This is a genomic window from Actinacidiphila sp. bgisy160 (assembly GCF_057707815.1).
Window position 1 is genome coordinate 60,462 of the sequence record NZ_JBYIQW010000012.1, and the last position, 23,346, is coordinate 83,807.

The 23,346-nt window shown below is 74.1% G+C and carries 24 protein-coding genes and 1 pseudogene; 7 read left to right on the forward strand and 18 right to left on the reverse strand.

The window, feature by feature from the left end; genetic code table 11:
• The first annotated feature begins 240 nt into the window (after positions 1 to 240).
• Positions 241 to 1,164 carry an RNA polymerase sigma-70 factor gene (locus AC3EUJ_RS13085; protein ID WP_431961299.1) on the forward strand — a complete coding sequence of 308 codons (924 nt, stop codon included), beginning with the start codon at positions 241 to 243 and terminating at the stop codon, positions 1,162 to 1,164.
• Between the two features lie 52 nt (positions 1,165 to 1,216).
• Here AC3EUJ_RS13085 and AC3EUJ_RS13090 read toward each other — a convergent pair whose 3' ends face one another.
• The gene (locus AC3EUJ_RS13090) at positions 1,217 to 1,987 is read right to left on the reverse strand and encodes a hypothetical protein (protein ID WP_431961300.1); all 771 of its coding nucleotides are present in this window, start codon (positions 1,985 to 1,987) and stop codon (positions 1,217 to 1,219) included.
• A gap of 302 nt (positions 1,988 to 2,289) precedes the next feature.
• Between AC3EUJ_RS13090 and AC3EUJ_RS13095 the strand changes: the two genes are divergently transcribed.
• The gene (locus AC3EUJ_RS13095) at positions 2,290 to 2,571 is read left to right on the forward strand and encodes a hypothetical protein (RefSeq protein ID WP_431961301.1); all 282 of its coding nucleotides are present in this window, start codon (positions 2,290 to 2,292) and stop codon (positions 2,569 to 2,571) included.
• Here AC3EUJ_RS13095 and AC3EUJ_RS13100 read toward each other — a convergent pair.
• The 9 genes and pseudogenes from AC3EUJ_RS13100 to AC3EUJ_RS13140 form a co-directional block, all read right to left on the reverse strand.
• A pseudogene (locus AC3EUJ_RS13100) lies at positions 2,555 to 3,178 on the reverse strand (aldehyde dehydrogenase family protein); the annotation flags it as partial. The gene AC3EUJ_RS13095 and the pseudogene AC3EUJ_RS13100 sit on opposite strands and share 17 nt — an antisense overlap.
• Positions 3,179 to 3,364: 186 nt before the next feature.
• Complete coding sequence (locus AC3EUJ_RS13105; RefSeq protein ID WP_431961302.1) at positions 3,365 to 3,748, reverse strand: hypothetical protein; 384 nt, start codon at positions 3,746 to 3,748, stop codon at positions 3,365 to 3,367.
• A 646-nt stretch (positions 3,749 to 4,394) separates the two neighbouring features.
• Positions 4,395 to 5,015 (reverse strand): DUF1349 domain-containing protein, encoded by a 621-nt coding sequence (locus tag AC3EUJ_RS13110; protein WP_431961303.1) that lies wholly within the window; start codon positions 5,013 to 5,015, stop codon positions 4,395 to 4,397.
• Between the two features lie 129 nt (positions 5,016 to 5,144).
• The gene (locus AC3EUJ_RS13115; RefSeq protein ID WP_431961304.1) at positions 5,145 to 6,374 is read right to left on the reverse strand and encodes a PP2C family protein-serine/threonine phosphatase; all 1,230 of its coding nucleotides are present in this window, start codon (positions 6,372 to 6,374) and stop codon (positions 5,145 to 5,147) included.
• Positions 6,375 to 6,383: 9 nt separating this feature from the next.
• Positions 6,384 to 7,235 carry a PP2C family protein-serine/threonine phosphatase gene (locus AC3EUJ_RS13120; RefSeq protein ID WP_431961305.1) on the reverse strand — a complete coding sequence of 284 codons (852 nt, stop codon included), beginning with the start codon at positions 7,233 to 7,235 and terminating at the stop codon, positions 6,384 to 6,386.
• Between the two features lie 47 nt (positions 7,236 to 7,282).
• Complete coding sequence (locus AC3EUJ_RS13125) at positions 7,283 to 7,849, reverse strand: NADPH-dependent FMN reductase (RefSeq protein ID WP_431961306.1); 567 nt, start codon at positions 7,847 to 7,849, stop codon at positions 7,283 to 7,285.
• 153 nt (positions 7,850 to 8,002) lie between these two features.
• A complete protein-coding gene (locus AC3EUJ_RS13130) occupies positions 8,003 to 8,461 on the reverse strand; it encodes an ATP-binding protein (protein WP_431961307.1) in 459 nt (152 codons plus the stop codon).
• A gap of 104 nt (positions 8,462 to 8,565) precedes the next feature.
• A complete protein-coding gene (locus tag AC3EUJ_RS13135; RefSeq protein WP_431961404.1) occupies positions 8,566 to 8,994 on the reverse strand; it encodes a response regulator in 429 nt (142 codons plus the stop codon).
• A gap of 2 nt (positions 8,995 to 8,996) precedes the next feature.
• Positions 8,997 to 9,377 carry a hypothetical protein gene (locus AC3EUJ_RS13140; RefSeq protein WP_431961308.1) on the reverse strand — a complete coding sequence of 127 codons (381 nt, stop codon included), beginning with the start codon at positions 9,375 to 9,377 and terminating at the stop codon, positions 8,997 to 8,999.
• 175 nt (positions 9,378 to 9,552) lie between these two features.
• Between AC3EUJ_RS13140 and AC3EUJ_RS13145 the strand changes: the two genes are divergently transcribed.
• The gene (locus AC3EUJ_RS13145; protein ID WP_431961406.1) at positions 9,553 to 11,160 is read left to right on the forward strand and encodes a sensor histidine kinase; all 1,608 of its coding nucleotides are present in this window, start codon (positions 9,553 to 9,555) and stop codon (positions 11,158 to 11,160) included.
• Positions 11,161 to 11,347: 187 nt separating this feature from the next.
• Here the strand turns inward: AC3EUJ_RS13145 and AC3EUJ_RS13150 are convergent, their stop codons facing one another.
• The gene (locus tag AC3EUJ_RS13150) at positions 11,348 to 12,298 is read right to left on the reverse strand and encodes a Ppx/GppA phosphatase family protein (protein ID WP_431961309.1); all 951 of its coding nucleotides are present in this window, start codon (positions 12,296 to 12,298) and stop codon (positions 11,348 to 11,350) included.
• Between the two features lie 475 nt (positions 12,299 to 12,773).
• Between AC3EUJ_RS13150 and AC3EUJ_RS13155 the strand changes: the two genes are divergently transcribed.
• Positions 12,774 to 12,977 carry a cold-shock protein gene (locus tag AC3EUJ_RS13155; protein WP_431961310.1) on the forward strand — a complete coding sequence of 68 codons (204 nt, stop codon included), beginning with the start codon at positions 12,774 to 12,776 and terminating at the stop codon, positions 12,975 to 12,977.
• Positions 12,978 to 13,143: 166 nt separating this feature from the next.
• Positions 13,144 to 13,905 (forward strand): MBL fold metallo-hydrolase, encoded by a 762-nt coding sequence (locus tag AC3EUJ_RS13160; RefSeq protein ID WP_431961311.1) that lies wholly within the window; start codon positions 13,144 to 13,146, stop codon positions 13,903 to 13,905.
• 733 nt (positions 13,906 to 14,638) lie between these two features.
• On the opposite strand, the gene AC3EUJ_RS13165 is transcribed toward AC3EUJ_RS13160, so the two are convergent.
• On the reverse strand, positions 14,639 to 15,079 hold the full coding sequence (locus tag AC3EUJ_RS13165) for a GNAT family N-acetyltransferase (RefSeq protein WP_431961312.1): 441 nt from the start codon (positions 15,077 to 15,079) through the stop codon (positions 14,639 to 14,641).
• 134 nt (positions 15,080 to 15,213) lie between these two features.
• Between AC3EUJ_RS13165 and AC3EUJ_RS13170 the strand changes: the two genes are divergently transcribed.
• Positions 15,214 to 16,092 carry a DMT family transporter gene (locus tag AC3EUJ_RS13170; RefSeq protein WP_431961313.1) on the forward strand — a complete coding sequence of 293 codons (879 nt, stop codon included), beginning with the start codon at positions 15,214 to 15,216 and terminating at the stop codon, positions 16,090 to 16,092.
• A gap of 257 nt (positions 16,093 to 16,349) precedes the next feature.
• Here AC3EUJ_RS13170 and AC3EUJ_RS13175 read toward each other — a convergent pair whose 3' ends face one another.
• The 6 genes from AC3EUJ_RS13175 to AC3EUJ_RS13200 form a co-directional block, all read right to left on the reverse strand.
• Entirely contained in the window at positions 16,350 to 16,610 is a 261-nt protein-coding gene (locus AC3EUJ_RS13175; protein ID WP_431961314.1) for a hypothetical protein, read from the reverse strand.
• A 73-nt stretch (positions 16,611 to 16,683) separates the two neighbouring features.
• Positions 16,684 to 17,679 (reverse strand): helix-turn-helix transcriptional regulator, encoded by a 996-nt coding sequence (locus tag AC3EUJ_RS13180; protein ID WP_431961315.1) that lies wholly within the window; start codon positions 17,677 to 17,679, stop codon positions 16,684 to 16,686.
• Positions 17,680 to 18,203: 524 nt separating this feature from the next.
• On the reverse strand, positions 18,204 to 19,313 hold the full coding sequence (locus tag AC3EUJ_RS13185) for a PP2C family protein-serine/threonine phosphatase (protein WP_431961316.1): 1,110 nt from the start codon (positions 19,311 to 19,313) through the stop codon (positions 18,204 to 18,206).
• A gap of 897 nt (positions 19,314 to 20,210) precedes the next feature.
• Positions 20,211 to 20,957, reverse strand: a complete 747-nt coding sequence (gene lepB / locus AC3EUJ_RS13190; RefSeq protein WP_431961317.1) for a signal peptidase I — start codon at positions 20,955 to 20,957, stop codon at positions 20,211 to 20,213.
• Positions 20,958 to 21,148: 191 nt separating this feature from the next.
• Positions 21,149 to 22,114 (reverse strand): phosphotransferase family protein, encoded by a 966-nt coding sequence (locus AC3EUJ_RS13195; protein WP_431961318.1) that lies wholly within the window; start codon positions 22,112 to 22,114, stop codon positions 21,149 to 21,151.
• 25 nt (positions 22,115 to 22,139) lie between these two features.
• Positions 22,140 to 22,649 carry a TetR/AcrR family transcriptional regulator gene (locus tag AC3EUJ_RS13200; RefSeq protein ID WP_431961319.1) on the reverse strand — a complete coding sequence of 170 codons (510 nt, stop codon included), beginning with the start codon at positions 22,647 to 22,649 and terminating at the stop codon, positions 22,140 to 22,142.
• A 29-nt stretch (positions 22,650 to 22,678) separates the two neighbouring features.
• Here AC3EUJ_RS13200 and AC3EUJ_RS13205 point away from each other — a divergent pair, with 29 nt between their 5' ends.
• Positions 22,679 to 23,200 (forward strand): YbfB/YjiJ family MFS transporter, encoded by a 522-nt coding sequence (locus tag AC3EUJ_RS13205; RefSeq protein WP_431961320.1) that lies wholly within the window; start codon positions 22,679 to 22,681, stop codon positions 23,198 to 23,200.
• Positions 23,201 to 23,346: the final 146 nt, after the last annotated feature.

Genomic DNA, 23,346 nt, shown 5'->3' on the forward strand with positions numbered 1-23,346 from the left:
CCGGTAGCGGAATGCGACCGTAATTCCCCCCGCCCCGCGGGAACGCCCGTCCGGCGCCCTGCCGCGCCAATTCACGCGCGGCGCGGGAAATGCCGGCCGACCGGAGACGGCGCGCCTGAACGGCGCGGAGAACCGCGTGGACCGGGCCCGGCCGGAGCGCCCCCGACCCGCGGGAAAACGCCGTCTGTGTAGGCTGGAAGGGGCAGTCGGGCGGATGTGACGGTGGAGGAAAACGCGACGATGCAGCCAGGGGACGCGGAACACGACGGCGCGCTCGACGAGGCCGCGGCGGTGTTCACGGCCCTGCGCCCACGATTGTTCGGGATCGCCTACCGCATGCTCGGCAGCGCTGCGGAAGCCGAGGACATCGTCCAGGACGTCTGGCTCAGATGGCAGGCCACGGATCGCGACGCCGTGGAGAATCCGACCGCATTCCTGACCACCGCGACGACCCGGCTGGCGATCAACGTCACGCAGTCCGCCCGAGTGCGGCGCGAGGGCTACGTCGGACCCTGGCTCCCCGAACCGGTCGACACGAGCGCCGACCCCGCGCTCGGCGCCGAACGCGCAGAGGCGGTGGAGCTCGCGGTCCTGTTCCTGCTGGAGCGGCTCACCCCCACCGAGCGGGCGGCGTACGTGCTGCGCGAGGCGTTCGACTACCCGTACCACGAGATCGCCACCGTGCTGGACCTGAGCGAGGCGAACTCCCGCCAGCTGGTCAGCCGGGCCCGCAAGCACATCGCCGCCGGGCGCCGCGAGCAGGTGAGCACGGCGGAGCACCGCCGGCTCCTCGAGGCCTTCGTGGCGGCGGCCAGGGCGGGCGACCTGTCCGGCCTGGAGAAGCTGCTCGCCACGGACGTGGTGAACTACGGCGACAGCGGCGGCGCCTTGCGCAACGCGGCCAAGATCCCCGTGGCCGGCAGCACCAAGGTGGCGAAGGTCATCACCGCCTTCGCCCCGCGCTTCTGGCCCGACACGGATGTGGCGTGGGTCGAGGCGAACGGGCAGACCGCGGCGCTCGTCACCCACGCGGGCGTGCCCATGGCCCTGCTGTCCATCAGCGCCTCCGAGCAGGGCATCGACCAGCTCTTGTGGGTGCTCAACCCGGCCAAGCTCACCGGCTTCAGCGCCGTGGCGGCGGGCCCGGACGCGCCGGCCGGGTGAGCCCGGACGCCGGGCGGCAACCCGGCCGTACGGGGTGGCCGCCGGGCTTCGGTCAGGCGTCCGCCGCGGCACGGCCGGGGGCGGCATCGCCCGCCCGCAGCAGCCGGAGGAAGGCCTTGAGGCCCGTGATGATCTCCTCGTTGTCCGTGAGCCGGTCGACCGTGGCCTCGAACTCCCGTGCCAGCGCGGTGATCCGGCGGTCGGCGTCCTCGGCCCGCTCGTACACCGACGCCCCCAGCGCGTCCACCGTGCGCCGCAGCTCCGCCAGGGCCCGGTACTGCTCCTCGGCCTTCTCCTCCAGGACCGTGATGCCGCTGTCCGTGCGCTCGACGCGCTTCTTCAGCCCCAGGACGTCGTCCCGCGGGTAGGCGACGTCCATCAGCAGGGTGCCCAGCCGCCTCCTCAGCTGTCCGAACCACGCGCCCGCCGGGCGGAAGACCGTGCTCAGCAGGAAGAACGCGGCGATCCCGTATCCCGCGATACGACCGGTCGCCACCGTCACCGCCACCACCCCGGCCGCCGTGAGCAGATGGCCCGCCAGCGCGACCCGCAGCATCGTCCGGGCGATCCGCGCGGCCTCGTCGTCCCGTGCCCGCGGGATGACCAGGCCCTTCTCCCGGCTCACGGCGATCTCGGCCAGCACCGCGTGCGCCCGGAAGTAGACGTTCCACGGCACCGTGAGCAGGACGAGCAGCCACAGCAGGCACAGCACCCCGGCGCCCGCGCCCAGGACCGCCGGCAGCGGCGCGCCCACCGCGTAGACCAGTGCCAGCGCCCCCGCGGTCACCGCCAACGCCAGCACCGTGCCCAGGAATCTCCCCATGCCCGTCACCGACCTCCTTCTCCCGGGGGTTCGTCGCTCCCATCGTCCCGCCCGGGCGGCCCACCGGCATGAGTACCGCTACTCACTCCACCCCGCCCCGGTGCGGTGCCGCGCGGACCGGGGGACCGAATCGGCGACCGTGCGCGGGGGCTGGGACCGGGCACGGGGAGGCGTCTTCGCGCACACCTGCGCGGCACCGCCACGCCGACGGCACCCCGGCAACCGCGTGAATCCGCGCCTGACGTGATCCCCGTGCCCGGCATGGCATGCGACAGGAAAATCGTGCCCCCAGGAGGTCAGCGATGGTCCCGGTCCGCCACCTCACCGCCGCCGTCGCGGAACGGGAGGTCTTCCACCGCGAGGCCGGACCCCGCGACGTGTGGGGCGCCCATGACGAGTTCTACGCCCCGGCCGGGGATCGGCCCTTCCTCGGCGACCTGCCCGAGGCCGAGGTGCACCTGCCCGGTACCGGGCACTTCGCCCTGGAGAGCACCTGGACGCCGTCGCCGGGTACCTGCGCGGCTTCCTCGGCTGTGTCGTGCCGTGAACCGGTGGTCCGTCGTACGGTCAGCGGGGCCGGGTGATCGTCCGGTGCACGACGTACGCGTCGGGGCCCTCCGTCCCGTCGAGGCCCGTCGCGGCCCCGTTGACGGGCACGGCGGCGCCCGTACGCAGCCTGCGCGCGACGGCGCGTTCGGGGTCGGCGGACCACACGCCGCCGGACAGCCGGTACTCCGAGTCGTTGGCCATCCGTACGGCGTCGTCGTCGCCGTCGTGGGCGATGACTCGGAGTACCGGGCCGGAGATCTCGTCCTGGGCGATGCGCATGCGGTGGTCGACGTCCGCGAGTACCGTCGGGGCCACGTAATAGCCCTCCTCCGGGCCGGCGGGGGCGCGGGGACCGCCGGTCACCAGGCGGGCGCCCTCATCTATGCCGAGTTCGATGTACGACATCAACCGCTGCTGCCGCGCGTGGCCCGCCATCGGCCCGATCGAGGTGTCCGGCTCGGCCGGGTCGCCCACCCTCAGGGACCCGACGGCGTCCGCGACGGCCGCTACGACCTCCTCGTACCGGCGGCGCGGAGCGAGGACGCGGGTCCGCGCGGCGCACATCCTCCCGTTGTCGCCGAGCGAGGCGAACAGTCCCCGCACCGTCCGCGGGAGGTCGGCGTCGTCCAGGACGATCGCGGCGCGGGGTCGTGCCGGGGGCGCGAGAACGTCAGGAGCGGAAGCCGCGCCCACCGGTATCCCTTGGGCGCTGCTTCCGCTTCATGAGGTGCGCGACCGCCGACGCTGGTCTGGGACCTGCCGTGGCCGGTCGCCAGATGTTCGGCGGGTGCCGGGGACCGGTCGGGGACCAGTTCCCCGGTGAGCGTGTTACCGCCCGCCGCCACCGCCGCCGCCGTGGCCGCCACCGCCGCCGCCGTGGCCGCCGCCACCGCCGCCGCCGCCGTAGCCGCCGCCGTGGCCGCCGCCGCCGTAGCCGCCGCCGTAGCCGCCGTCGCCGTAGCCGCCGCCGTGGCCGCCGCCGTGGCCGCCGCCCCAGTCGCCGTAGCCGCCCCAGCCGCCGTATCCGCCGTAGCCGCCGTAGCCGCCGCCGCCATGGCCGCCGCCGTGGCCCCCGCCACCGCCGCCGTGCTCGGCATAGCTGACCGCTGAGGCCGGTGAGCTCGTCGGTGCCGCGACGGCCGATGTGGCCGCACCCCCAAGGGCGAGCGCGAGGCCTGCCACTGCGGCGAGGGGCCACTTGGAAATACGCATGACAACTCTCCCAACCAGGTCGATTCCTGGGTGTGGACCGGGTTCAAAGGCCACTGCGCCGGACGGTTGCGAGCGGCGCTGCCCCACCCGAGCTGCGGGTCGTGCGTGCGGCCCTCAGGGGGTGACGTTCGAAGAGTGATGTTCGAAATGTTGCCTTTGCCACTATTTGTCCACGTCCCCACGCTCCGACCCACAGGGCGTGACGTCAAGCAGTGAGCCTGGTAGTGCCACTACCAGGCTCAGGGGCAGGGAAGTCGTGGGCGCGGGAGTCAGTCGCTCGGCGAGTCGTCGTCGAAGGCTCGTCACCCCACCGGAACCAGGCCTGGTCGCCCTCGATGTGCAGGAGGAACTCGGGGACGGGCCCCGTGGGCGAGGACAGCGAGACCGCGCGCCGTACCTCGTCGTACGCCGCCTCCCACGCCGCCCAGGGCTCGTCATCCTCGTTCGGCGCGGTCATCGCGGCCTGCATCAGGACGAGTTCCCGCGCGAACAGCGGCCGCACCCGGGCGAACGCCGGGGCGGGGGTGAACCGCCCCGACAGCCACGGGAAACCGGCCTCCTCGATCGTGAGGTCCCCGACGGGCTCCCCCCCCGCTCAGCACCCGCCGGGTCTCACCCACGAACCCCATCGTGCCCTCACCGGTCCTCAGTGCCCCTCGGTGCCGGAGTGCTGCGGCTCTTCGTGCAGCGCGGAGTCGGCCGCGCCCCGCGTGAGGCCGGTGAACATCACACGCAGTCCCGCGCGTTCCGGGGAGCAGCAGAACGGCCCCGCGCTGGCGACGGAGTCCGGCGCGAGCGGCGCCAGCCGGACCAGCCGCCAGGGGCCGTCGTCGCGACGGGCGCGGATCGTGACGGCGTCGCCGGAACGGCTGGCACGCACGGTGACCGAGTGGCCGGCCCAGTCGGGCACCGGCGCGAGCGACCAGTCGGACACCCCGCGGGTGACGACCGCGCCGAGGTGCGGCACGCCGTCGGACATCTCGATACCGGCCTTGAGCCAGTTCTCCGCGTCGACGCGGATCATGAGCCCGGCCTGGTCGTACAGGGTGTCGAAGTCCGCGCGGAAGGTCACCTCCATCGAGGTGTCCGCCGGGAAGGCGGTGAGCAGGGCGTGCCCGTCGTCGCGGACGAATCCGTAACCGGTGGTGCGCCAGAAGTCGCTGCGGTCGCGGGTGGTGACCAGCAACCCCGACCCGTCCGTCTCGGCCCGCTGCGGGGCATTGAGCCAGTCGGCCTCGTCCCAGCCGATCGGATGCTGCTCGTTCATGGACCGTCCTTCCGGTCGGGCGGGCCCCTGGGCACGATGCGGCGGGGCCGCCGGGAGGTGGGCGGGCCCAGCGTAGATCAGCGCCGCGCCGGCGGAACCCGGACGGGGGCGACGGGGCGCGGGGTCGCGTCATTCCCGCTCGGGACTGAAGGGCGGCAGCCTCGTGGAAGGACCGGGTTTTGGCCCGCCGGACAGCGCCGACGGCCCGCCGACCACCCGCGGTTCGTGCGACAGCCCGAGGCCCACCGGCTCCCGCCGTACGGTGATCAAGGCGGCGTCGTCGCCGAGCCGTCCGCCGCAGTAGGCAAGGAGGTCCTCGCGCACGTGCCGCACCAGGTGCTCCGGGGTCTCATGGACCGGCCACGACGCGACCCGCTCGGCGAGCGGGTAGAAGCGGCCGGAGGCGTCACGGGCCTCGGTGACGCCGTCGGTGTACAGCAACAGCACGTCGCCGGGCGCGAAGGGGAAGGTGTCCACGCCCGGGTGAGAGGGCTGCAGCAGCCCCAGGCCGATGGGCGGGGCCGGCTGGCTCGGGTCGAGCGCCGCGAGGCCGTCTGCGGCCAGCCGCAGGGGTGGCGGATGGCCGCAGTTGAGGATGCGGATCTCGGGACGGTCGTCGGGGAAATCCACCAGGATCGCGGTGATGAACGACTCGATCGGCGTGTCCTCCTGCAGGCGGTCACCGCCGGCCTGCGCCTCCTTCCAGCACACCGTGGCCTCCAGGTGCGCGTACATCGCGGGCAGCGGTGGGGCGCGGTAGGCGACGCTGCGGAACGCGCCGAGCAGCAGTGAGGCGTCGCCGATCGCGGGCAGGCCCTTGCCGCGGACGTCCCCGACCAGCAGCCGGGTGCCGCCGGGAATGCGCACGGCCGCGTACAGGTCGCCGCCGATCCGGGCCTGGTCCTCGGCGGCCTGGTAGTCGAAGGCGATCAGCAGCGGGCCGATGCGTTTCGGCAAGGGCTGCAGGACGACCTGCTGTGCCGCCTCCGCCACGGAGCGTACCTGCTGCAACTCGGCCTGGTGCCGTTCGCGCAGCCGGCAGAAGAGCACGGTGAAGGCCGACACGAGGACGAGCGCGATGATCTCGCTCTGGCGGTACGACGCGGTGATGGTCCCGTCGGCCACCGACACCACGGTCACCGCTGCCACCGCCAGCCCTCCGATGAGGGCGGTGAGCCGGAGCCCGCCGAACGACGCGGTGAGCGCCGGTGCCACCACCAGGAGGGGTCCCAGGTGGCCCTCCGTGGGGATCACCAGGTCGCTGATGACGATCGCCACGATCAGCAGCACCGGGACCGCTATCAGGGCGGGGTTCCGCTTGGCGGACCAGTACGTGCGTGTGCGTGGTGCGAGACGCATACCTCCTGCTTACACCTCTCCCGCTGACCCCGCCCGTGGCGGGACGTCGGCGGGGACGGGCAGGAACAGCGCCGTGACGTTGTCATGGCCGCCGGAGTCCAGCGCGTACCCGACGAGCGAGCGCGCGCTCTCCAGCGGGCCGCCGCCTGCGGAGGCGGGCGCTGCGGCCGAGCGGTCCCGCAGTGCCTCCACGCCGGGGAGGTACCGCCACAGCCCGTCGGTGCACAGCAGCAGGCGGCCGGGGACGGTGGGCCGGCGGCTGCGCACCCGTGGCGCGGGCTCGCCGCTGCCGGCGCCCAGCCAGCCGGTCAGGGCGTCCAGTTCGCCGGTGTCGTCCTCGGTCAGCGCGAGGGCCAGGCCCTCGTCCGGCAGCCAGTACGCGCGGCTGTCACCGATCCAGGCGCACCACAGGCCCTCCGGACCGGTGACGCCCGCGACGAAGGTGCAGGCCGGCGCCTCGCCCGGGGAGACGGCGAGCGCGGCGACGGCGCGTCCCGCGCGCCGGGTGGCGTCCTCGAGCGCCACCTCCGGCACGGTGCCGGACCGCAACGCCGACGCCAGCGCGTCCGAGGCGACCTCGGCCGCGAGCCGGGCGGCCCGCTCGGACCGGGGCGACATGGACACCCCGTCGCACACCACGCCGATCGTCCACGCGCCGGCGGTGGTCAGGGCCATCGCGTCGGCGTTCACCTCACGTCGCTTCCCCCGGTCGCTGACGCCCGCCGCGCCGCCCGCGGTGACCTCCACACGCGACCGGAAGGCCGGCTGGGCGAGGCCGCAGTCCCAGCAGCGGCCGTCCGGGGCCACCGTTCCACCACACCGCTCGCACGCGGGCGCGCCGCCCCCCTGAAGTCCGTCCACGGCCCGACCCTAGCGAGGGCCGTGCGGTACGAGGGGTCCGGGGCCGGTCAGGGCTGCGCGCGGCGCAGCGGTGCCAGGGCCCCGCTCCAGGCCAGGACCTCGTCAAGGACGACGCCCAGTTCGCCCGCCCGGTGGGGACCGGGCTCGAAGCGGCTCATGCCGGCGAAGTCCCGGAAGAGGGAGAGCGCCACCTGCGCGCGTACGGTGGCCACCCGCAACTCGGCCATCACCAGCCGCAGGTGCTCCACCGCGCGGGAGCCGCCCACGCTGCCGTAGGCGACGAACCCGGCCGCCTTGTTGTGCCACTCGGCGAAGAGGTAGTCGATGGCGTTCTTGAGCGCCCCCGGGATCGAGTGGTTGTACTCGGCAGTCACGAAGACGTAGCCGTCGAAGGACGCGATCTTCTCCGCCCACGCGAAGGTGTGCGGCCGGCTGTAGCGGCTCAGTGACGGCGGCAACGGTTCGTCGAGCAGCGGGAGGTCGTAGTCGGCGACGTCGACCAGTTCGTACTCGGCGTCGCCGCGGAGGGCGGCGTTCTCGTACACCCACTGCGCGACGGCCTCGCCGAGGCGCCCGGGGCGTGTGCTGCCGAGGATGACGGCGATCCTGGTCATGGTGCTGCTCCTGGACGGTCCTGTGTTCCGGTGGCCGGGCGGGGCGCCGGAGGCGGCGGACCGGCGCGTGAGGCACCTTCCATGCCCGCCCGCCGGTGAACCCGGCAGGGCCCGGGGTTCACCCGATCGCCGTCGGGGCAGGGCGTGCCGCCCTCAGCGGGCGCGGGGCTCCAGGGAGATGCGGACCGTGATGCGCTTGCCCACCGGTTGCCGCTGCACGTCGTAGCCCTCGCACAGCGCGAGGATGATCTCCAGACCGTGCTGGCCGATCCGCCCCGGCTCCGCGGCACGGGCCAGCGGGAGGGTGCTGCTGGTGTCCCACACGGACACCAGCAGCGTCGCCGTGCCGGCGACCACCTCGAGGTCGAGCAGGCCGGGGCCGGGGGCGTACTTGCAGGTGTTGGTGACCAGCTCGCTCACGACGAGCTGCGCGGTCTCGACCGTCGCGACCGGCACCGGGACGCCGTGCTCGCCCTGGACACGGGCGAGGAAACCGGTGGTGAAGCGCCGCGCCGCGGAGATCGCCGCGGAATCGCCCTCGTGTGCGAATCCGGCATGGATGCACGGCCAGTCGGCCGGGTGGGCGGGGCGGCCGTCCAGCCTCTGTTCCATGGTGGTGCCTTTCGTACTGCTTCCCGGCCGGCCGCGCTCAGGCGCGGCCAGCCGTCCGTCTACCCCCTTTTCCGCGGCTGACGCTCATCGGCTCCCGGCCGCGTTCACTGGCGGGGGAGCTTGGTGACGGTGTCCAGGTAGAAGGCGTCGATGCTGCGCACGGCCCGCTCGAAGTCGTCCAGGTTGACGGGCTTGGTCACGTACGCGTTGGCGTGCTGCCGGTAGGCGCCGGTAACGTCGTCGGGTGCCGCGGAGGTGGTGAGGACGACCACCGGGATCGCGCGCAGCTCCTCGTCGTTCTTGAGGATCGCCAGCAGCTCGTGCCCGTTCATCCGCGGCATGTTGAGGTCGAGGACGATCAGGTCGGGGTGCCGGTGGGCCGGGTCGCGCAGGTGCTCCAGGGCCGCGAGGCCGTCCTCGACCTGGGTGAGGTTGCGGGCACCGCGCTCGGCGAGGGCGTCCCCGATGAGCATCGCGTCCGCGGGGTCGTCCTCGACCAGCAGCACGTCGTAGGGGCGGGCGGGGGCGATCATCGTCATTGACTCCGGGTCCGGTCGGTGCGCCGCGGGGCACGGTGGGGGGTGTCGCCGGTCACCAGGCCGGGCCAGCGGCGGCGGGCGCCCTGTCGGCTGATGTTGCAGGCGCGGCCGATCTGCGGGTATCCGGCACCTGCGGCGGCCGCCTGCTCGGCCGCGCGGTTCTCCAGGTCCTCGACCGCCTGCTGGAGGAGATTGAGCATGTGCAGGTACGCCAGGGCCTGCCCGCGCGCTTCGGTACCGGCGTCGGTGGTCCCGGGGACGGTGAGCGGGCGGAGGGCCCGACGGGCCAGGCGCCGGGCGAGGTCGTCGACCGCGCCGGTCGCCAGTGCGGCGAGTTCGTCCTCCGGCAGGCGCGGAGCGAAGTGGGTGCCAGGCATGGCCACCACCTTAGGTCCTGCCGAATCGTAGGACAACAAGTGTTGTCGTACGGCCGATACAGTGGTTCCGCCCTCGGGCATCCGGCGGCGGCGAGTGAGAGTGAAGCGGAGGGCGTACGGCGTGGCAACGGGCGAGACGATCGTGCAGGCGGCCGGCGGGCCGGAGGCGGCGCGCGTGCCCGAGGACGTCCGCGGCCAGGGCCCGTTCTCGGCGTGGACCACCCGCCGGTGGCTCCTGGTCGGCGTGAGCCTCGCTCTCGCGGTGCTCACCGCGCTCGGCGCGCTCGGCATATGGGCGCTGGACCGCAGCTCGTCCCTGACCGCCCAGCTGGTCGACGTCCGCTCCCCGGCCCTGGTCGACTCCGTCCGGCTGGAGGCCGCGCTGGTGAACCAGGAGACCGGCGTCCGGGGCTACGGACTCAGCGGCCGGCGGGAGTTCCTCGACCCGTACACCCAGGGGACGGCGGACGAGCGGACCGCCCTCGGCCGGTTGCGTCCCCTCGTCCGGGGCGACTCCCGGGCCGCCGCCGACCTCGACGCCGTGCTGCGGGCGGCCGCCGCCTGGCAGCAGCTGATCGCGCGGCCGGTCGCCGCCGCCTCCGCCACCCCGGGGGAGCCGGTGCCGATCGCCACCGAGCGGGCCGACGAGGGCAGGGCCTCCTTCGACCGGGTCCGCGACGCCCTCGGCGTCCAGCAGGAGCACCTGCGGCAGGCCCGCGTCACCGCGGGCACCGAGCTCGACGCGGCCGTGCGGCTGCGCAACAGGGTGTTCACCGCCATCGCCGCCGTCATCGTGCTGCTGGCCGTGCTCGTCTTCGAGGGCCTGCGCCGCGGTATCACCCGCCCCCTGGAACGGCTGGGCACCGAGGTGCGGCAGGTGACGCGGGGCCGCTTCGACCACCCCGTCATCGTCACCGGCCCGGCCGACCTGCGGCGGCTGGGCGGGGACGTGGAGGCCATGCGGCGCAGGCTTGTGGAGGAGCTCTCCTTCGCCGAGCGGGCCCGCGAGCTCCTCGCCGAGCAGTCCGCCGAGCTGAGGCGCTCCAACGCCGAGCTGGAGCAGTTCGCCTATGTCGCCTCGCACGACCTGCAGGAGCCGCTGCGGAAGGTGTCGAGCTTCACCCAGCTCCTGCAGCGCCGCTACGGGGACCAACTGGACGAGCGGGCCGACCAGTACATCGCCTTCGCCGTCGACGGCGCGAACCGCATGCAGACCCTCATCAACGACCTGCTGGCCTTCTCCCGGGTGGGCCGGGTCCACAACCAGCAGAGCACCGTCGACCTCGAGCGGATCGCCGACGCGACGGAGGAGGCGCTCAGCGTCGCGCTGGAGGAGTCCGGGGCGGAGATCACCCGCGACCCGCTGCCCACCGTCGTCGGCGACGCCACGCAACTGGGCATGCTCTGGCAGAACCTGATCTCCAACGCGGTGAAGTTCCGCCGCCCCGAGCGGGCGCCGCGGATCCATGTCGCGGCCCGGCGGGACGGGGACCTGTGGCGGTTCTCCGTCACGGACAACGGCATCGGCATCGACCCCGAGTTCGCCGAGAAGGTCTTCGTGATCTTCCAGCGGCTGCACACCAAGGACGCCTATCCGGGCAACGGGATCGGGCTGGCCATGTGCAAGAAGATCGTCGAGTTCCACGGCGGCGCCATCGCCATCGACCCGGAGTACGGCCCCGGTACCCGCATGACGTTCACCCTTCCCGCTCGGCAGCCCGAGCCGGAGACCGCCTCCACCGCCGCGGCCACCGAGGCGGAGGCGGGGGAGCCCCGGTCGTGACGACACCGCCCGCGTCGCCCGGCCCCGCCCCGCACCACCGCGTCCTGCTCGTCGAGGGCGACACGGGCGACGCCCTGCTGGTGACCGAGATGCCCGGCGCTCGACGAGGAACGCCACGGACGACCTGGCGGTGCCTCGCCCGGACTGGGGCGCCGCGGCCGGCGCCGCGGCCGAGCCCACCGAGGGTTCAGCCGGCGCGGCGGTGAACGGCCGGGGCCACTGACTCCAGGCGCTCCAGGAGCAACCCCTCGCGCGTGGACCAGGGGCAGATCTCCACGCTGTCCACCCCGCACAGCTCCATCAGGGTCTCGGCCACCAGCGCCCCCGCCAGCGACTGGCCCGCGCGGTGCCGTGAGATGCCCGGGAGCTTGGCGCGCCCCGCCGGGCCCTTCGCCGCCAGGACGGGCACGATCTCCCGCACCTGTCGCAGCGACAGACGGTCCGGGCCCTCGCCGGACGTGCCACGGGCGGCCGCGAGCCGCGCCAGTTGGGTGAACGTCTTCGAGGAGGCCAGCACCCGTCCGTCCCGCGTGGCCCGCGGCAGGGTGCCGCCCAGCTCGCCGACCGAGTCGCGCAGACGGTCGCGGACCTCGTGCAGCCGCCGCTTGGACGTCACGGCGTCCAGCAGGTCCCAACGCCGGTTGACGGCGCGGGCGCCGAGGGGCAAGGAGTGGACCGCGCGCGGCTGCTCCCCGGTGCCGTCCGCGATCTCCACGGTGCCGCCGCCGATGTCCAGCACCAGAAGCGGGAGTCCGTCCTGCCCCGCCCACTGGCGGGCGGCCACGTAGGCCAGCCGGGCCTCTTCCTCGCCCGACAGCACCCGCAGCCGGGTGCCGGTGGTCCGCGCCACCTGCGCGATGACCTCGTCGCGGTTCGGCGCGTCCCGGATGACGGAGGTGGCGAAGGCGTACACCGAGGGCAGCGACGGCCCCCCGTCGGCCGCCAGGGTGCGTGCCACCGCGTGCTGGACGCTGCGCACGCCCGACCGGTCGAGCCGTCCCGTCGCGTCGAGCGTCTCGTGCAGCCGCAGCCGCACCTTGCGCGCCAGCACCGGTTCCAGCGGGGAGTCGGCGCGTCGTTCCACGATCGTCAGCAGGGCGCTGTGGCACCCGACGTCGAGCACTCCCGTTCTGCGCACCTTCCGTTGCGTCCTCAACCCGTACCTCCCCGCATCGGCACCGCACCTTCCGCATTCCCCGGTATTCCCCGGTTTCGACGGCTGCTTCTCCCTGGAGCCGGGCAGCGCGCCACCCCATTCACGGCCGGTGCGGCCGCTTAGTCAAGATCTTTTGATGGGATCGTTGCGGAGAGCACACAGTCGGTCACCGCTCTCGCGGGTCCCGTTCCGGCCGGTGGAGGGGCGCATCCCGCCCGGCCACCGGGTCGTCGCCGAGCACGGCCCAGGGCCGTCCCGCCCCGCGTCCGCCGCCGGTGCCGCCCCGCGCACCCGTCGCGGGAGCGTCCATTGCGGCAGGGGGCGTACAGATGCGATGACCCGGCGTAAAAACGCCCTGCATCGGGTAAAGAGGGCTCCGTGGCCGTCTCCGGCAGGAGGTGGCTTCGGGTCACGCAGTCGGCGTGGCTCTTCAGCTGGCACGTGAAGGATGGACGCGGTGGCGACAGGCGTCGTGAAGTGGTTCAACTCGGAAAAGGGCTTCGGCTTCATCGCGCAGGACGGAGGTGGCCCCGACGTGTTCGCGCACTACTCGAACATCGCCGGCAGCGGCTACCGCGAACTGGTCGAGGGTGAGGCCGTGACGTTCGACGTCACCCAGGGGCAGAAGGGGCCGCAGGCGGAGAACATCATCCGCAACTGACGGTCCGCGACCGGGGTGGCCGGGTCGCCACCGGCAGCGCTCACATGCCTGCCGGGGAGGCCCGGCCACCCCGGTCGCGTCTCCGGCCCCGCCCCACACGCCGACCCCGCCCCACCCGCCGACCCCGCAGCAGGGCCCGCGCCCGGGGCGAGGAGACTGGGCCGGTATGACGCACTGGTATGAGCGACGCGAGGTCGAGGACGGCCTCGTCCGCATCAGCGAGCCGCACGCCCACGAGATCGTGAAGGCCAACGTGTGGTGGCTGCGCGGCTTCGAACGCGACCTCGTCGTGGACGCCGGACTCGGTGTGGTGCCCCTGCGCCGGGAGATCCCGGACGTCTTCGCGAGGAATCCCCTGCTGCTCCTCACCCACGCGCACCTCGACCATGTCGGCGGGGCCCACGAGTTCCCCGAGCGCGCCGCCCATACCGCGGACGCCGCGGCTCTGACGCGCGGCGTGCCGGCGAGCCTGTACGGCCCCGAGCTCGCCGAACGGCTCGGCACCGAGGACGTGGGCGCCTTCTTCCCGCCGCTCCTCCTGGACGCCCTGCCGGACCCCGCTTACGACCCCGGCGGCTACGGCATCGGCCCGCTGACCCTCACCCGCTCCCTGAACGGGGACGAGCGGATCGACCTCGGCGACCGCGTCCTCACCGTCCTCCACCTGCCCGGCCACACGCCCGGCTCGGTCGCCCTCCTCGAGGAGCGCACGGGGGTGCTCTACTCCGGCGACGCCGTCTATGACGGCTATCTGGTCGACGACCTGCCCGAGTCCGACGTGGCGGCATACCGGCGCACCGCGGCCTTCCTCGCCGGGCTCGACGTCTCCGTCGTCCACCCCGGCCACGGGCGGAGCTTCGGCCGCGACCGGTTGCGCGAAGTGGCGGAGCGCTACCTGCGCCGCAGCGCCCCCGCGGACCGCGCCTGAGCGGCCGCGCCGGGGCCACCCTGGCGATGTCAGGGGGTGTCACCGCCGGGGAGGCCGCGGGGCGCCGGCCCCGGGGTGATCACCGGCTCCCAGAGTGCCCACCTGACGACCGGCCGGACGTGGCCGTCGCCTTCTTCGAGGCATCGGCGCCCGGCGGGTCCGCGGAGGCCGTCAAGGCGTCCTGGAGGGCGTCGGGCTCCGCCGCGGCACGCGCGCCCCGCTCCTCCACCGGCAGTGCGGCCACCGCGTTACCGGTGTCACCGCCGGCCTTGGGCGCCCCCGAACCCGCCGCCCGACGCACCGAAAACGGGGCGGGGCATCACGTCGCGCCGTCCATCGTGGGGTGGGCCGGGCCGGCTTGGGCCACTACGAGGGCAAGCGCCGTCACGATGCCCTGGTGGCGGAAGGGCCCGCCGCGGTCATGCGCTCCCGGCCCCGCGGCGCGAGGCAGGTCGCACACGCCCTCGGGCGGGCCGCCCCGCCGCACCCGGCGGGCCGTGTCCCCCGAACCGGCCGGCCCCGAGGAGCGCGACACGGCGGCCACGGTCAGGCGGCCGCGGCGGGCCCGGGGCGCTCGGCGTCCCGTGTTGTCCCCCAGGTCGCCGGGGACGGTGGGGCGGGGGCCGGCGACCGGTTCCCTGCTGCCCACCTCCCCCTGACCCCGGGGCTGCGCGGCTTCGACGAGTGGGTCGCGCAGGCCGCGTGGCCAGGGCGCAGCGCAGGGGCTCGGGGTTCAGGCCAGCCGCAGCGTGACGTACCCGATGGTGTCCCCGGGCAGCACGTAGCGTTCGAACTCGACGAAGCCCCGGGCCTCCGCGAAGCGCAGCCCGTCGGTGTTGGACGCCAGCACGACCGTCTCGATCGCCGCCGCGCCCATCTCGCGCGCCCGTTCCAATCCCCGGGTGTAGAGCTGCGTGCCGAATCCCTGTCCCCGGTGGCCGGGCAGCACCCGGGCGATGACCGTGGCCGTGGCCTCCGCGCCGGTGGGCGGCCGCACGGTCGTGCAGCCCACGACGGCGTCACCGAGGTACGCGACCTCCAGATGGTTGCGCTGCGAGCGCTCGCGCACGTCCTCAAGGGAGAGCGGGCCGGTCGGGATGATCGTGTTGTGGACGAACCGCCAGTCTTCGAGCAGGGCGTCGCCACGGGGCCGTTCGATGCGAAGGGTCGACATCGCAGCAGGAAACCGGTGCACGGCGAGCGGCGTCAACCGCATTTGCCGGAGCCCCGTTCGCCCTCCGACGCGTCGTGCGGCCCGGTGGGGGAGCACAGCGGTTAGCGTGGGCCGGGATTTGGAGGAGAGCCCTGGTGCAGACCACCCTTGCCGTGCTGTTCGCGCTGCTCGCGGCCGTCAGCAACGCCCTGGCCACCGTGCTCCAGCGCTACGCGGCCCGCACGGTTCCGCTCACGGTGGGGTTGCGTCCGGCCCTCATGGGCGAACTGCTGCGCAAGCCCGTGTGGCTGGCCGGGTTCGGCGCGGTGATCGTGGCGGCCGCGCTCCAGGCGCTGGCCCTGCTGAACGGCGCCCTCTCGCTCGTCCAGCCGCTGTTCGTCCTGGAACTGCCCTTCGCCCTGTTCATCGGCGGCATCGTGCTGCACAGGCGGCTCCCGCCGCGCGGCTGGGCCGCCGTCGCCGCCATGATGGTGGGGCTGGGCGTGGGGCTGTGGGCGGCCTCGCCCAGCGGCGGGGTGGACCGGCCGCGCACCGGCATGTGGGCGATGGCGTTGCCCAGTTGCGCCGCCGCGGTCGTGGTGCTGGTCGGCACCGCCGTGCGGCGCCCCGAGGGCCGGGTGCGGGCCGCCTGCTTCGGCCTCGCGGCGGCCGTCTGCTACGCGCTGACCGCTGGCCTCCTGAAGGACGCAACGCATGCGTGCGCCACCGAGGGGGCGGCCGCCTTCTTCACCGCGTGGCAGACGTACGGCTTCGCCCTCGTCGGGGTCGCGGCCGTCTTCCTCCTGGAGAACGCCATGCAGTCCGGGCCCCTGGTGGCCTCCCAGCCCGCGCTGACGCTGGGGGACGCGACCGTGAGCCTGGCGCTGGGCGTGACGGTGTTCGAGGAGCACCTGCGGGGCGGTTGGTGGCTGCTGCCCATGTCGCTGGGCGCGCTGCTCGTGGTGGGCGGCGCGTTCGTGGTGGTCCGGGTCCCGTTGGTGCGCACGCTGGTGGCGCCGGACGCGCCCCGCTGAGCGGCGCCCCGCGGGTGCGTGGTACGTGGTGCGTGGTGTGTGGCGTGTGGCCCACTCCAGCCCCTGGTGGCCGCAGCCGTGACGCGTCGCGCCCGCCGTGCCCATGCCCGGCGGGCGCCCGCGGCGCCCCCCGCTCCGTGGCCTGGTCGAAACCCGGTTCGCGCAGACTGGTCTTCGCCGGCTCCACGATCTCGTCCGGCGCCCGGACAGGATCGTCCGGGTCGCGATCACGCCGTCCGCGGGAAGCGACACGGCGCTCACAGGATTCGCAGGGCGTCACTCAGGTCGGGGCCGGCGTTCTGCCAGCACTGGATCTCGCCGTCGTCGCCGATCAGGTCGCCGAGGTACCAGTCGCCGTCGGTGGTGCGGACGACACTGTGGCGGATGCGCGCCGGGTCCCGGACGACGGCGCGGAGGAAGCGCTCGTTGCCGACCTCGGTGAGCGCGCGGGACAGCCGGTCGGCCTCGGCGTCCGGCTCCGGGTCCGCCACGAGCGGCAGATCGAGCTCGAATGCCATGTGCACCCCCGGCTTGTCCGGCGGCACGATCGTAGGACCGTCCGCCGGGCCCGCCGCGAGTGGGTGTGGATCCTCAGATCCAGCCGCGGCGGGTGGCCTCCATGGCGATCTGGAAGCGTGTCTGGGCTCCGAAGCGCTGCATGAGCCGGGTGAGGTGGCGCTGGACGGTCCGTTCGCTCCAGCCCAGGGCGCGGCCGGCCGATTTGTCGGTGGCGCCCGCGGCCAGCAGCGTCAGCAGTTTCGCCTCCTCGGCGGTCAGTTCGTCCGGGGCCTGCTCCAGCCTCACCGGGGCACCGCCGTTCGCCGGCAGGCGCACCTGCACGCTGCGTTCCCACAGCGCCTCGAAGAGGGCGATGAGCGCGTCGAGCAGGGGCGAGGGGTGGATCAGGTAGGACGCCGTCACCGCGTCGTCGCCGGGCCGCAGCAGGGGGATGATGGCCAGCCGGTCGTCGGAGATGGCCAGCTTCATCGGCAGGCCGGCCGCCACGCGGGCCTGCTCGCCGTGCCGGACGCCGACGGTGACGTCGGCGAGCCAGCCGGGCAGGGCGAGCACGGTGCTGTCGTAGATGACGCGGTAGGCCACGCCGCGTTTGAGTAGCTCGAGTTCGATCGGGTTGGGCTCGGTGTGCTCCTCGACCGAGGCGTACGGCGGCCGGTCGAAGCCCCGGACCTGCGTGCGCGTGCTCTGCTGCAATTGCGCCCAGCGGCGGTTGACGTCGTCGCGCCCCGAGACGACCTCGACCAGCTCGCCGGGGTTCACGAAACGCGTCCCCGCGCGGTAGAGGTCCATCAGGCCGGAGACATGGGAGCGCACCTCGTTCAACGCCTGTTCCCTGTCGCGCAGTACGGCTTCCAGGGCGCTGTCCGGGGAGACCGCGGCGTAGGTGACGGGGCGTCCGGTGGAGCGCACGGCGAGCCCGAGGGAGACCAGTGACCGCACGCTGCGGCGCGTCGCGGGAGCGGACAGCCGGCAGTCGTGGGCCAGGTCCGAGACCGTGGCGTGCACCCGTCGCACGAGGGCCTCGTACACCGATTCGTCCTGCCTGTTGAGGCCGATGGATTCGAGCATGGTCCGCGGTCCGCCTTCGCGCTGCCTTCATGTGTCGTACTCCCGTCACTTGACGGGAAGTAGCCCTGCGATCATCTTGTCAGCCGGGCGAGGCGGATGTCAGCGCTCCCGCGGTACGTCGTCATTCCGGCTCGGCCGGCTCCGCAGCCACAGCCGGACCCGGCACAGGACGAGGCCGAGGGCGAAGGACGGCGCGCCGCCGGGATGACTGCGGTCCGGCCGCCCACCGGCACCCCGTGGATCTCGAAGCCGCGGATCACCGCGCCGGGGGTGAGCGTGGCGACGCCGATGACGAAGGTGCGCCTGCGGGCAGCAGGGCGGCGGCCACGAGGGGCGCGAACGCCGAGTACTCCGACCATCGGATCAGGCCGCCCTTGGACGCCTCCAGCTGCACTGCGCAGACGGCGCCCGGATAGCCGAGGAGCTGCACGGGACCGATGCCCCACGGCACCCGGTGGGCGAACACGGTCGCCAGGACCCTTCGTGGCCGGTGCGTCCTCCCGGCGGCGCCGTCCAGCCGCCGTTCACGGGGCGGCCTTCGCCGGCTGGGGCGACCGGGGGCAGGGCGGACGCTGTCCGGCGCATGGCAGGGTTGGGCGCTGGACCGCCACCATCGCCAGGTCGTCGTCGAGGTGCCGTCCGGTGTGGGCGTCCAGGTCGTCGCTGACGTGCCGCAGCAGCACGTCCGGCGCCTCCCAGCTCCAGGTGCCGGCCCGCTCGTGGATCGGGTAGAAGCCGCCCGACGCGTCCCGGGCCTCGATGGCACCGTCGGTGTACAGCAGGAGGGTGTCCCCGGCGCCGAAGACGAAGGTGTCGAGGTGGTAGTCGTCCGGGGCGTCGCCCGCCAGCCCGAAGGGCGGTGCGGGCCGGTGGGCCTCCAGGGCGGCGACCCGGCCGCCGTGCCGGACCAGCGGCGGCGGGTGCCCGCAGCTGACGACCCGTACGACGGCGGAGTCGTCGGGCACCTCCACCAGGAGGGCCGTGATGAAGCGCTCCCCGGCCTCGGGGTCGGCCTCGGTGAGCTGGGCCAGGTGCCTTTCGACGCTGCGCTCCAGGGAGGCCGCCAGCTCGGGCAGTGTGGCGTGGTGGTGGGCGGCCTCGCGGAACGCGCCGAGGAGCACGGACGCGTCCTCCACGGCCGGCAGTCCCTTGCCGCGCACGTCGCCGATCAGGAATCTCGTCACCCTCTCGGTGCGGACGGCGCCGAACAGGTCCCCTCCCACCAGGGCGTGCGCGGCGGCCGCCCGGTAGACGGAGGCGACCCGCAGCGGGCCCAGACGCGGCGGGATCGGCCGCAGCAGCACCCGTTGCGCCGCCTCGGACACCGCCCGTACCTCGTGGAGCTCTCTCAAGTCGCGGTCGTGCAGGGTGCGCGCGGCGATGACGAAGCCGGAGACCGCCAGGAGCGCGCCGATGTGGATGGGCAGGATGGCCGAGTGCAGCAGCCCGTCGTGGCGGTCGACGAGCAGCATCGCGGCGCTGGCGACGAGGGCCACGCACGCGGTGAACCGGGCGCGGGCGAACGCGGCCGTGGAGGTGGGGGCCGCCACCAGCAGGGGGGACAGGTGGATGGCCAACGGGGCGAAGGACCCGGCCAGGGTGATCACCGCGATCAGTCCCACCGGCAGGGTCACCTGGGTGCGGATGCCCGCCCACCTGGCGCGTTCGCCGGCCCGGCCGGTGAGCCGATGATGCCTCCCCCGTGCGCCGGCGAGGCGCGTTCCGGATGGGCGGAAGCGACGCCCTGCCCGCGCTGCCGCCGGTACAGGGGAAGAGAAGAGGTTCATGGAGGGTCCTGCCGGTGGTTCGTGCGCCGTGCGCGGACGCGACGCGTGCGGTGTGCGCGCGCCCTCCGGCACGGTGGGAACGCGTGGCCGCGTCCCCGCGGACGGACGGGACGTCACCCGGCCCGGTGGGGTCCGGCCGGTCGGCAGGACCGTTCAGGGGCGGCCTGTGCGGGGGTCCCGGGACACGGCCGCCGTCGAGGGGCCGTGCGGGGCGGGCGTAACACCGGCAGCCGCCGGTACATGACGGGGCATGCGTCACCGCCGGGTGCCAAGGGCGCGTGAGCGGAGCCCGCACCGGCTGCGTCCGGCCGCCCGGCGGTGCGCGGACTCGTCTGGATCATGGCTCCACCGTCCTCACTTTGCCGCATCGTGGAAGCCATTGCCGCAATGCGGTATCCACTGTGCGACCCGCAAGGGGCATCGTCAAGGCAACCCGGTCGACGCGGGGACGCCAGGGGCCTGGCCGTCTTGCGCCGCCACATCCGGGCCTCTGCGTCGCGGACGCCTGGAGGCGGGGGTGGTCGCGGGGAAGCGGTCCAGGATCTGTGCCGACTTCCGGACCACCTGGAGGGAACCGGTCGCCGTCCCGTTGCCGGCGCGATCAGCGCTCATGGCCGTATCGCCTTCTCTCGTCCTCGCCTGGCGGGAAGCGGTCCCGCATCGCGGCACCTCCCCACCGTCGGTGACGCGCCGCGAGGGGTCGAACAAGGCGGCCCTTGCCGTGCGGGGCCGGGCCGCCGCGGGTCACGACCGGTCGAAGGTCGCGGGCACCGGCAGCGTGGACCACCGGGGCACCGGCCAGGCGACGACGAAGGCGCGGCCGACCACGTCGTCCAAGGGCACGAACCCGCCGCCCGGTTCGTTGACGTGGGCGCGCGAGTCCCAGGAGGCGTCGCGATGGTCGCCCATCACCCACAGGTGGTCCTCGGGGACGGTGACCGTCCCGACCGGGATGTCGTCACACGGCGTGGCGCCAGGGTAGATGTAGGGCTCGTCCAGCGGCTTCCCGTTCACCGTGACCGGCTCGCCGCGCTCGCACTCCACCGTGTCGCCGCCGACCGCGATGACGCGCTTGATGAGGTCACGCTCGTCGGAGGAGGGCGCCAGCCCGACGAACGCGAACGCCTTCGTGATCACGTTCCCGCCGCTCAGCCGGGGCTGGTCGTCCAGCCAGCCGCCGGGGTCACGGAAGACGACCACCTCGCCGCGCCGCGGTGTCGCCCCGAACCACGGCGTGAGCTTGTCGACCAGGACCCGGTCGCCCACCTGCAGGGTGTTCTGCATCGAACCCGAGGGGATCGAGAAGGCCTGGACGAGGAAGGTCTTGATCCCCAGGGCCATCACCAGCGCCACGACGACGAGAATCGGCAGTTCCTGCCACCAGGTACGCCGTCCAGCGGCCTTCCGGGGCCGCTTGCGGCGGGCGGGCGGTTCCGGGGCGCCCTCGCCGGTGCCGCGGACATCCGTCCGGCCGTCCTCCCCAGTGGTCATGCCTGCTCCTTCGTGCTGTCGCTACGACAGGCGCGGCACGCGCCCGTAACCTGAACGATCAGGAGTTCCCGCTTCGCCGTCCCGTCCCCGGTGGTCCCGAATCGACTGGGCGTGGAACCGGAGGACCTGTCCACGCGTACGCAGTTGCGCAGAGGGGAACGGCATCCGGCGCCGAACGCCGGTCGGTTCGGTCAGGCCTCGCCGTAGCGGGCGAGCAGCGCCGCGACGTAGGTCTCCAGGCGGGTCGCGAGCGTCGCCGGGGTGAGGTCGGTGCGGCCGAGTTCGCGCCAGGGGACGGCTACCTTCTCGGCGTCCGGTGCGAAGGCGAGGGCGTCCAGGAGCCGCCAGTAGAGATGCGCGCCGGGGGAATCGGACAGGTGGCCGCCCGCCGCGGTGTAGAGGTCGGCGAAGCGCATCCCGGCCCCGGGTCCGTGCAGCAGCGCCAGTGCCGTGGCGCAGTGGGCCACGTCGAGGTCGGCCGGTCCCCAGGAGGTCTCGACCCAGTCCACGACGCCGGTGATGCGCAGGTGGCCGCCGTGCCCGGTGAACAGCACGTTGCCGGGGTGGAAGTCGCGGTGCAGGAACCGGCCTTCGTGGTCGGGCGGGTCACGGCGTATGACGTCCACCGCGCGGGCCCACAGGTCCGGCCGGCCGGTGGCCTCGGGCGGGCGCACACGCTCGGGCGCCGTCCAGGCCTGGTACGCGCGGGGCCGGTCCTGCTCTCCGACGTCCAGCCCGTGGATACGGACGAGTTGGCGGGCCAGGAGCCAGGCCCGCGCCCCGGCCTCCGCGTCGTCCAGGCGTACGCCGCCCGGGAGGAGGGACATGAGCAGTGAGGGGTGGTCGCAGTGCTCCGCCGTCGCGTCGACGGCGTGGAGTTCGGCGGCGGGGACGGCGGTCGGGCCGAGCAGCGTCAGGATCCGCGCCTCACGGCTGAGCAGGCCTTCCGCGTGCCGCCGGTAGAAGGGCCGCACGAAGGAGCGCAGCACCAACTGGCGTCCGCCTTCCGGGCCCGTGACCCGCAGGCGGCGCATCCGCGAGGTCCAGCCGCCGGCCAGGCGCTCCGCCGACTCCATGCGCTCCCCGTCGCGGAGCTGGCGGTGCACCCAGGCGCGGGTGGCCGTCCAGCCGGTCTCGTTCCCCTCTGTGGCGGTCATCCGGGCACCCTACTGGGCCCTTTGATCAGGCGGCGGTCTGCCGGTGCGCGCCGAGCACCATCGCGATCAGGGACCTCGCGGTGGCCCGGAGCCGGTCCGCGTCCTGGTAGACGCGCTCGATGACGACGGTGCCGCGAGTCATGGTGACCAGGACCCGCGCGGCCTCGGTGGGCGGGACGGTGAGCAGGCCGGCCGCGTCCTCGCGGGAGAGCCGTTCGGCGATGACGCCCTCGAGCTGGTCCAGCATGCCTCGGACCGCGGCCCGGATGGGCTCGGCGTCCGCCTGGGTGTCGGTGGTGGTCTTGGTCGACAGGCAGCCGCGGGTGGGGGTGCCGCGGGTCATGGAGACGATGGTGAAGTCGAAGAAGTCCTCCAGCGCCCGCCGGACGTCGGGCGGGTCCAGCGTGGCGGCCGCCTCGGCGACGAAGGCGTCCGCGTAGTCCTCGAAGACGCGCAGGAACAGCGTCTCCTTGTCGCGGTACGCGTTGTAGAGCGAGCCGCGCTGCACGCCGGTGGCAATCGCCAGGTCCTGCATGGAGGTCGCTCCATGCCGGGGGCGGCTCCATGGTCTGGATCCTCTACGGACTCGGCGCCCTCGTCGGCCCCACGCTCTACGGGCTGCTCGGCGACCGCCTCGGCTTCGCCAGGACCCTGCTGCTGATCACCCTGGTGCAGGCGGGGGCGCTCGCCGCGCTCGCCGCGGCGCACGGCCTGCCCGAGATCGCGGTGCTGAGCGTCGTCATCGGCTCCTTCCCGCCCGGTGTCGTGCCCGTCGTCCTCGGGCGCGTCCACGAACTCGTACCGCGGCGCCCCGAGGCGCAGTCGGCTGCCTGGGGCGGGGCGACCGTCGCCGGAGCGCTGTCACTCGCCCTCTCCGCCTACCTCTACTCCTATGTCTTCGCCCGGACCGGCCAGGACCACCGCGTGCTGTTCCTGATCGGCGCCGCCGCGCTCGTGCTGGCGCTGGTCGTCGGTGTGGCCGCGAGGTTGGTCCGCGTGAACGCGGACGAGGGGGAGGCGGAGGCGGGCGCGGAGGCCGCGCGGAGCGGCGTCGCCGGTGCCCGAGGAGCGTCCGCCCGGGGCTGACGTGCCGGGCGCCGTGGCGCGGTTGGGACATGTCGCAGAGTGGACACGCCGCCGATGTTCGGGGCCGCCCGCCGGACCGGACCCGCCCCCCACGGCGCGGGACGCCCCGCGCGCCCTCCCCGGCCGCCGCGCCCCGGGCCCGGACG

Coding starts and splice junctions, on each gene's coding strand:
- lepB (WP_431961317.1), bottom strand. CDS start 20,957: ATGACCACTGGGGAGGACGGCCGGACGGATGTCCGCGGCACCGGCGAG.
- AC3EUJ_RS13135 (WP_431961404.1), bottom strand. CDS start 8,994: ATGATCGCCCCCGCCCGCCCCTACGACGTGCTGCTGGTCGAGGACGAC.
- AC3EUJ_RS13160 (WP_431961311.1), top strand. CDS start 13,144: ATGACGCACTGGTATGAGCGACGCGAGGTCGAGGACGGCCTCGTCCGC.
- AC3EUJ_RS13195 (WP_431961318.1), bottom strand. CDS start 22,114: ATGACCGCCACAGAGGGGAACGAGACCGGCTGGACGGCCACCCGCGCC.
- AC3EUJ_RS13140 (WP_431961308.1), bottom strand. CDS start 9,377: ATGCCTGGCACCCACTTCGCTCCGCGCCTGCCGGAGGACGAACTCGCC.
- AC3EUJ_RS13110 (WP_431961303.1), bottom strand. CDS start 5,015: ATGAACGAGCAGCATCCGATCGGCTGGGACGAGGCCGACTGGCTCAAT.
- AC3EUJ_RS13165 (WP_431961312.1), bottom strand. CDS start 15,079: ATGTCGACCCTTCGCATCGAACGGCCCCGTGGCGACGCCCTGCTCGAA.
- AC3EUJ_RS13115 (WP_431961304.1), bottom strand. CDS start 6,374: ATGCGTCTCGCACCACGCACACGCACGTACTGGTCCGCCAAGCGGAAC.
- AC3EUJ_RS13090 (WP_431961300.1), bottom strand. CDS start 1,987: ATGGGGAGATTCCTGGGCACGGTGCTGGCGTTGGCGGTGACCGCGGGG.
- AC3EUJ_RS13105 (WP_431961302.1), bottom strand. CDS start 3,748: ATGCGTATTTCCAAGTGGCCCCTCGCCGCAGTGGCAGGCCTCGCGCTC.
- AC3EUJ_RS13175 (WP_431961314.1), bottom strand. CDS start 16,610: ATGGCATTCGAGCTCGATCTGCCGCTCGTGGCGGACCCGGAGCCGGAC.
- AC3EUJ_RS13085 (WP_431961299.1), top strand. CDS start 241: ATGCAGCCAGGGGACGCGGAACACGACGGCGCGCTCGACGAGGCCGCG.
- AC3EUJ_RS13130 (WP_431961307.1), bottom strand. CDS start 8,461: ATGGAACAGAGGCTGGACGGCCGCCCCGCCCACCCGGCCGACTGGCCG.
- AC3EUJ_RS13205 (WP_431961320.1), top strand. CDS start 22,679: ATGGTCTGGATCCTCTACGGACTCGGCGCCCTCGTCGGCCCCACGCTC.
- AC3EUJ_RS13095 (WP_431961301.1), top strand. CDS start 2,290: ATGGTCCCGGTCCGCCACCTCACCGCCGCCGTCGCGGAACGGGAGGTC.
- AC3EUJ_RS13180 (WP_431961315.1), bottom strand. CDS start 17,679: ATGCTCGAATCCATCGGCCTCAACAGGCAGGACGAATCGGTGTACGAG.
- AC3EUJ_RS13125 (WP_431961306.1), bottom strand. CDS start 7,849: ATGACCAGGATCGCCGTCATCCTCGGCAGCACACGCCCCGGGCGCCTC.
- AC3EUJ_RS13200 (WP_431961319.1), bottom strand. CDS start 22,649: ATGCAGGACCTGGCGATTGCCACCGGCGTGCAGCGCGGCTCGCTCTAC.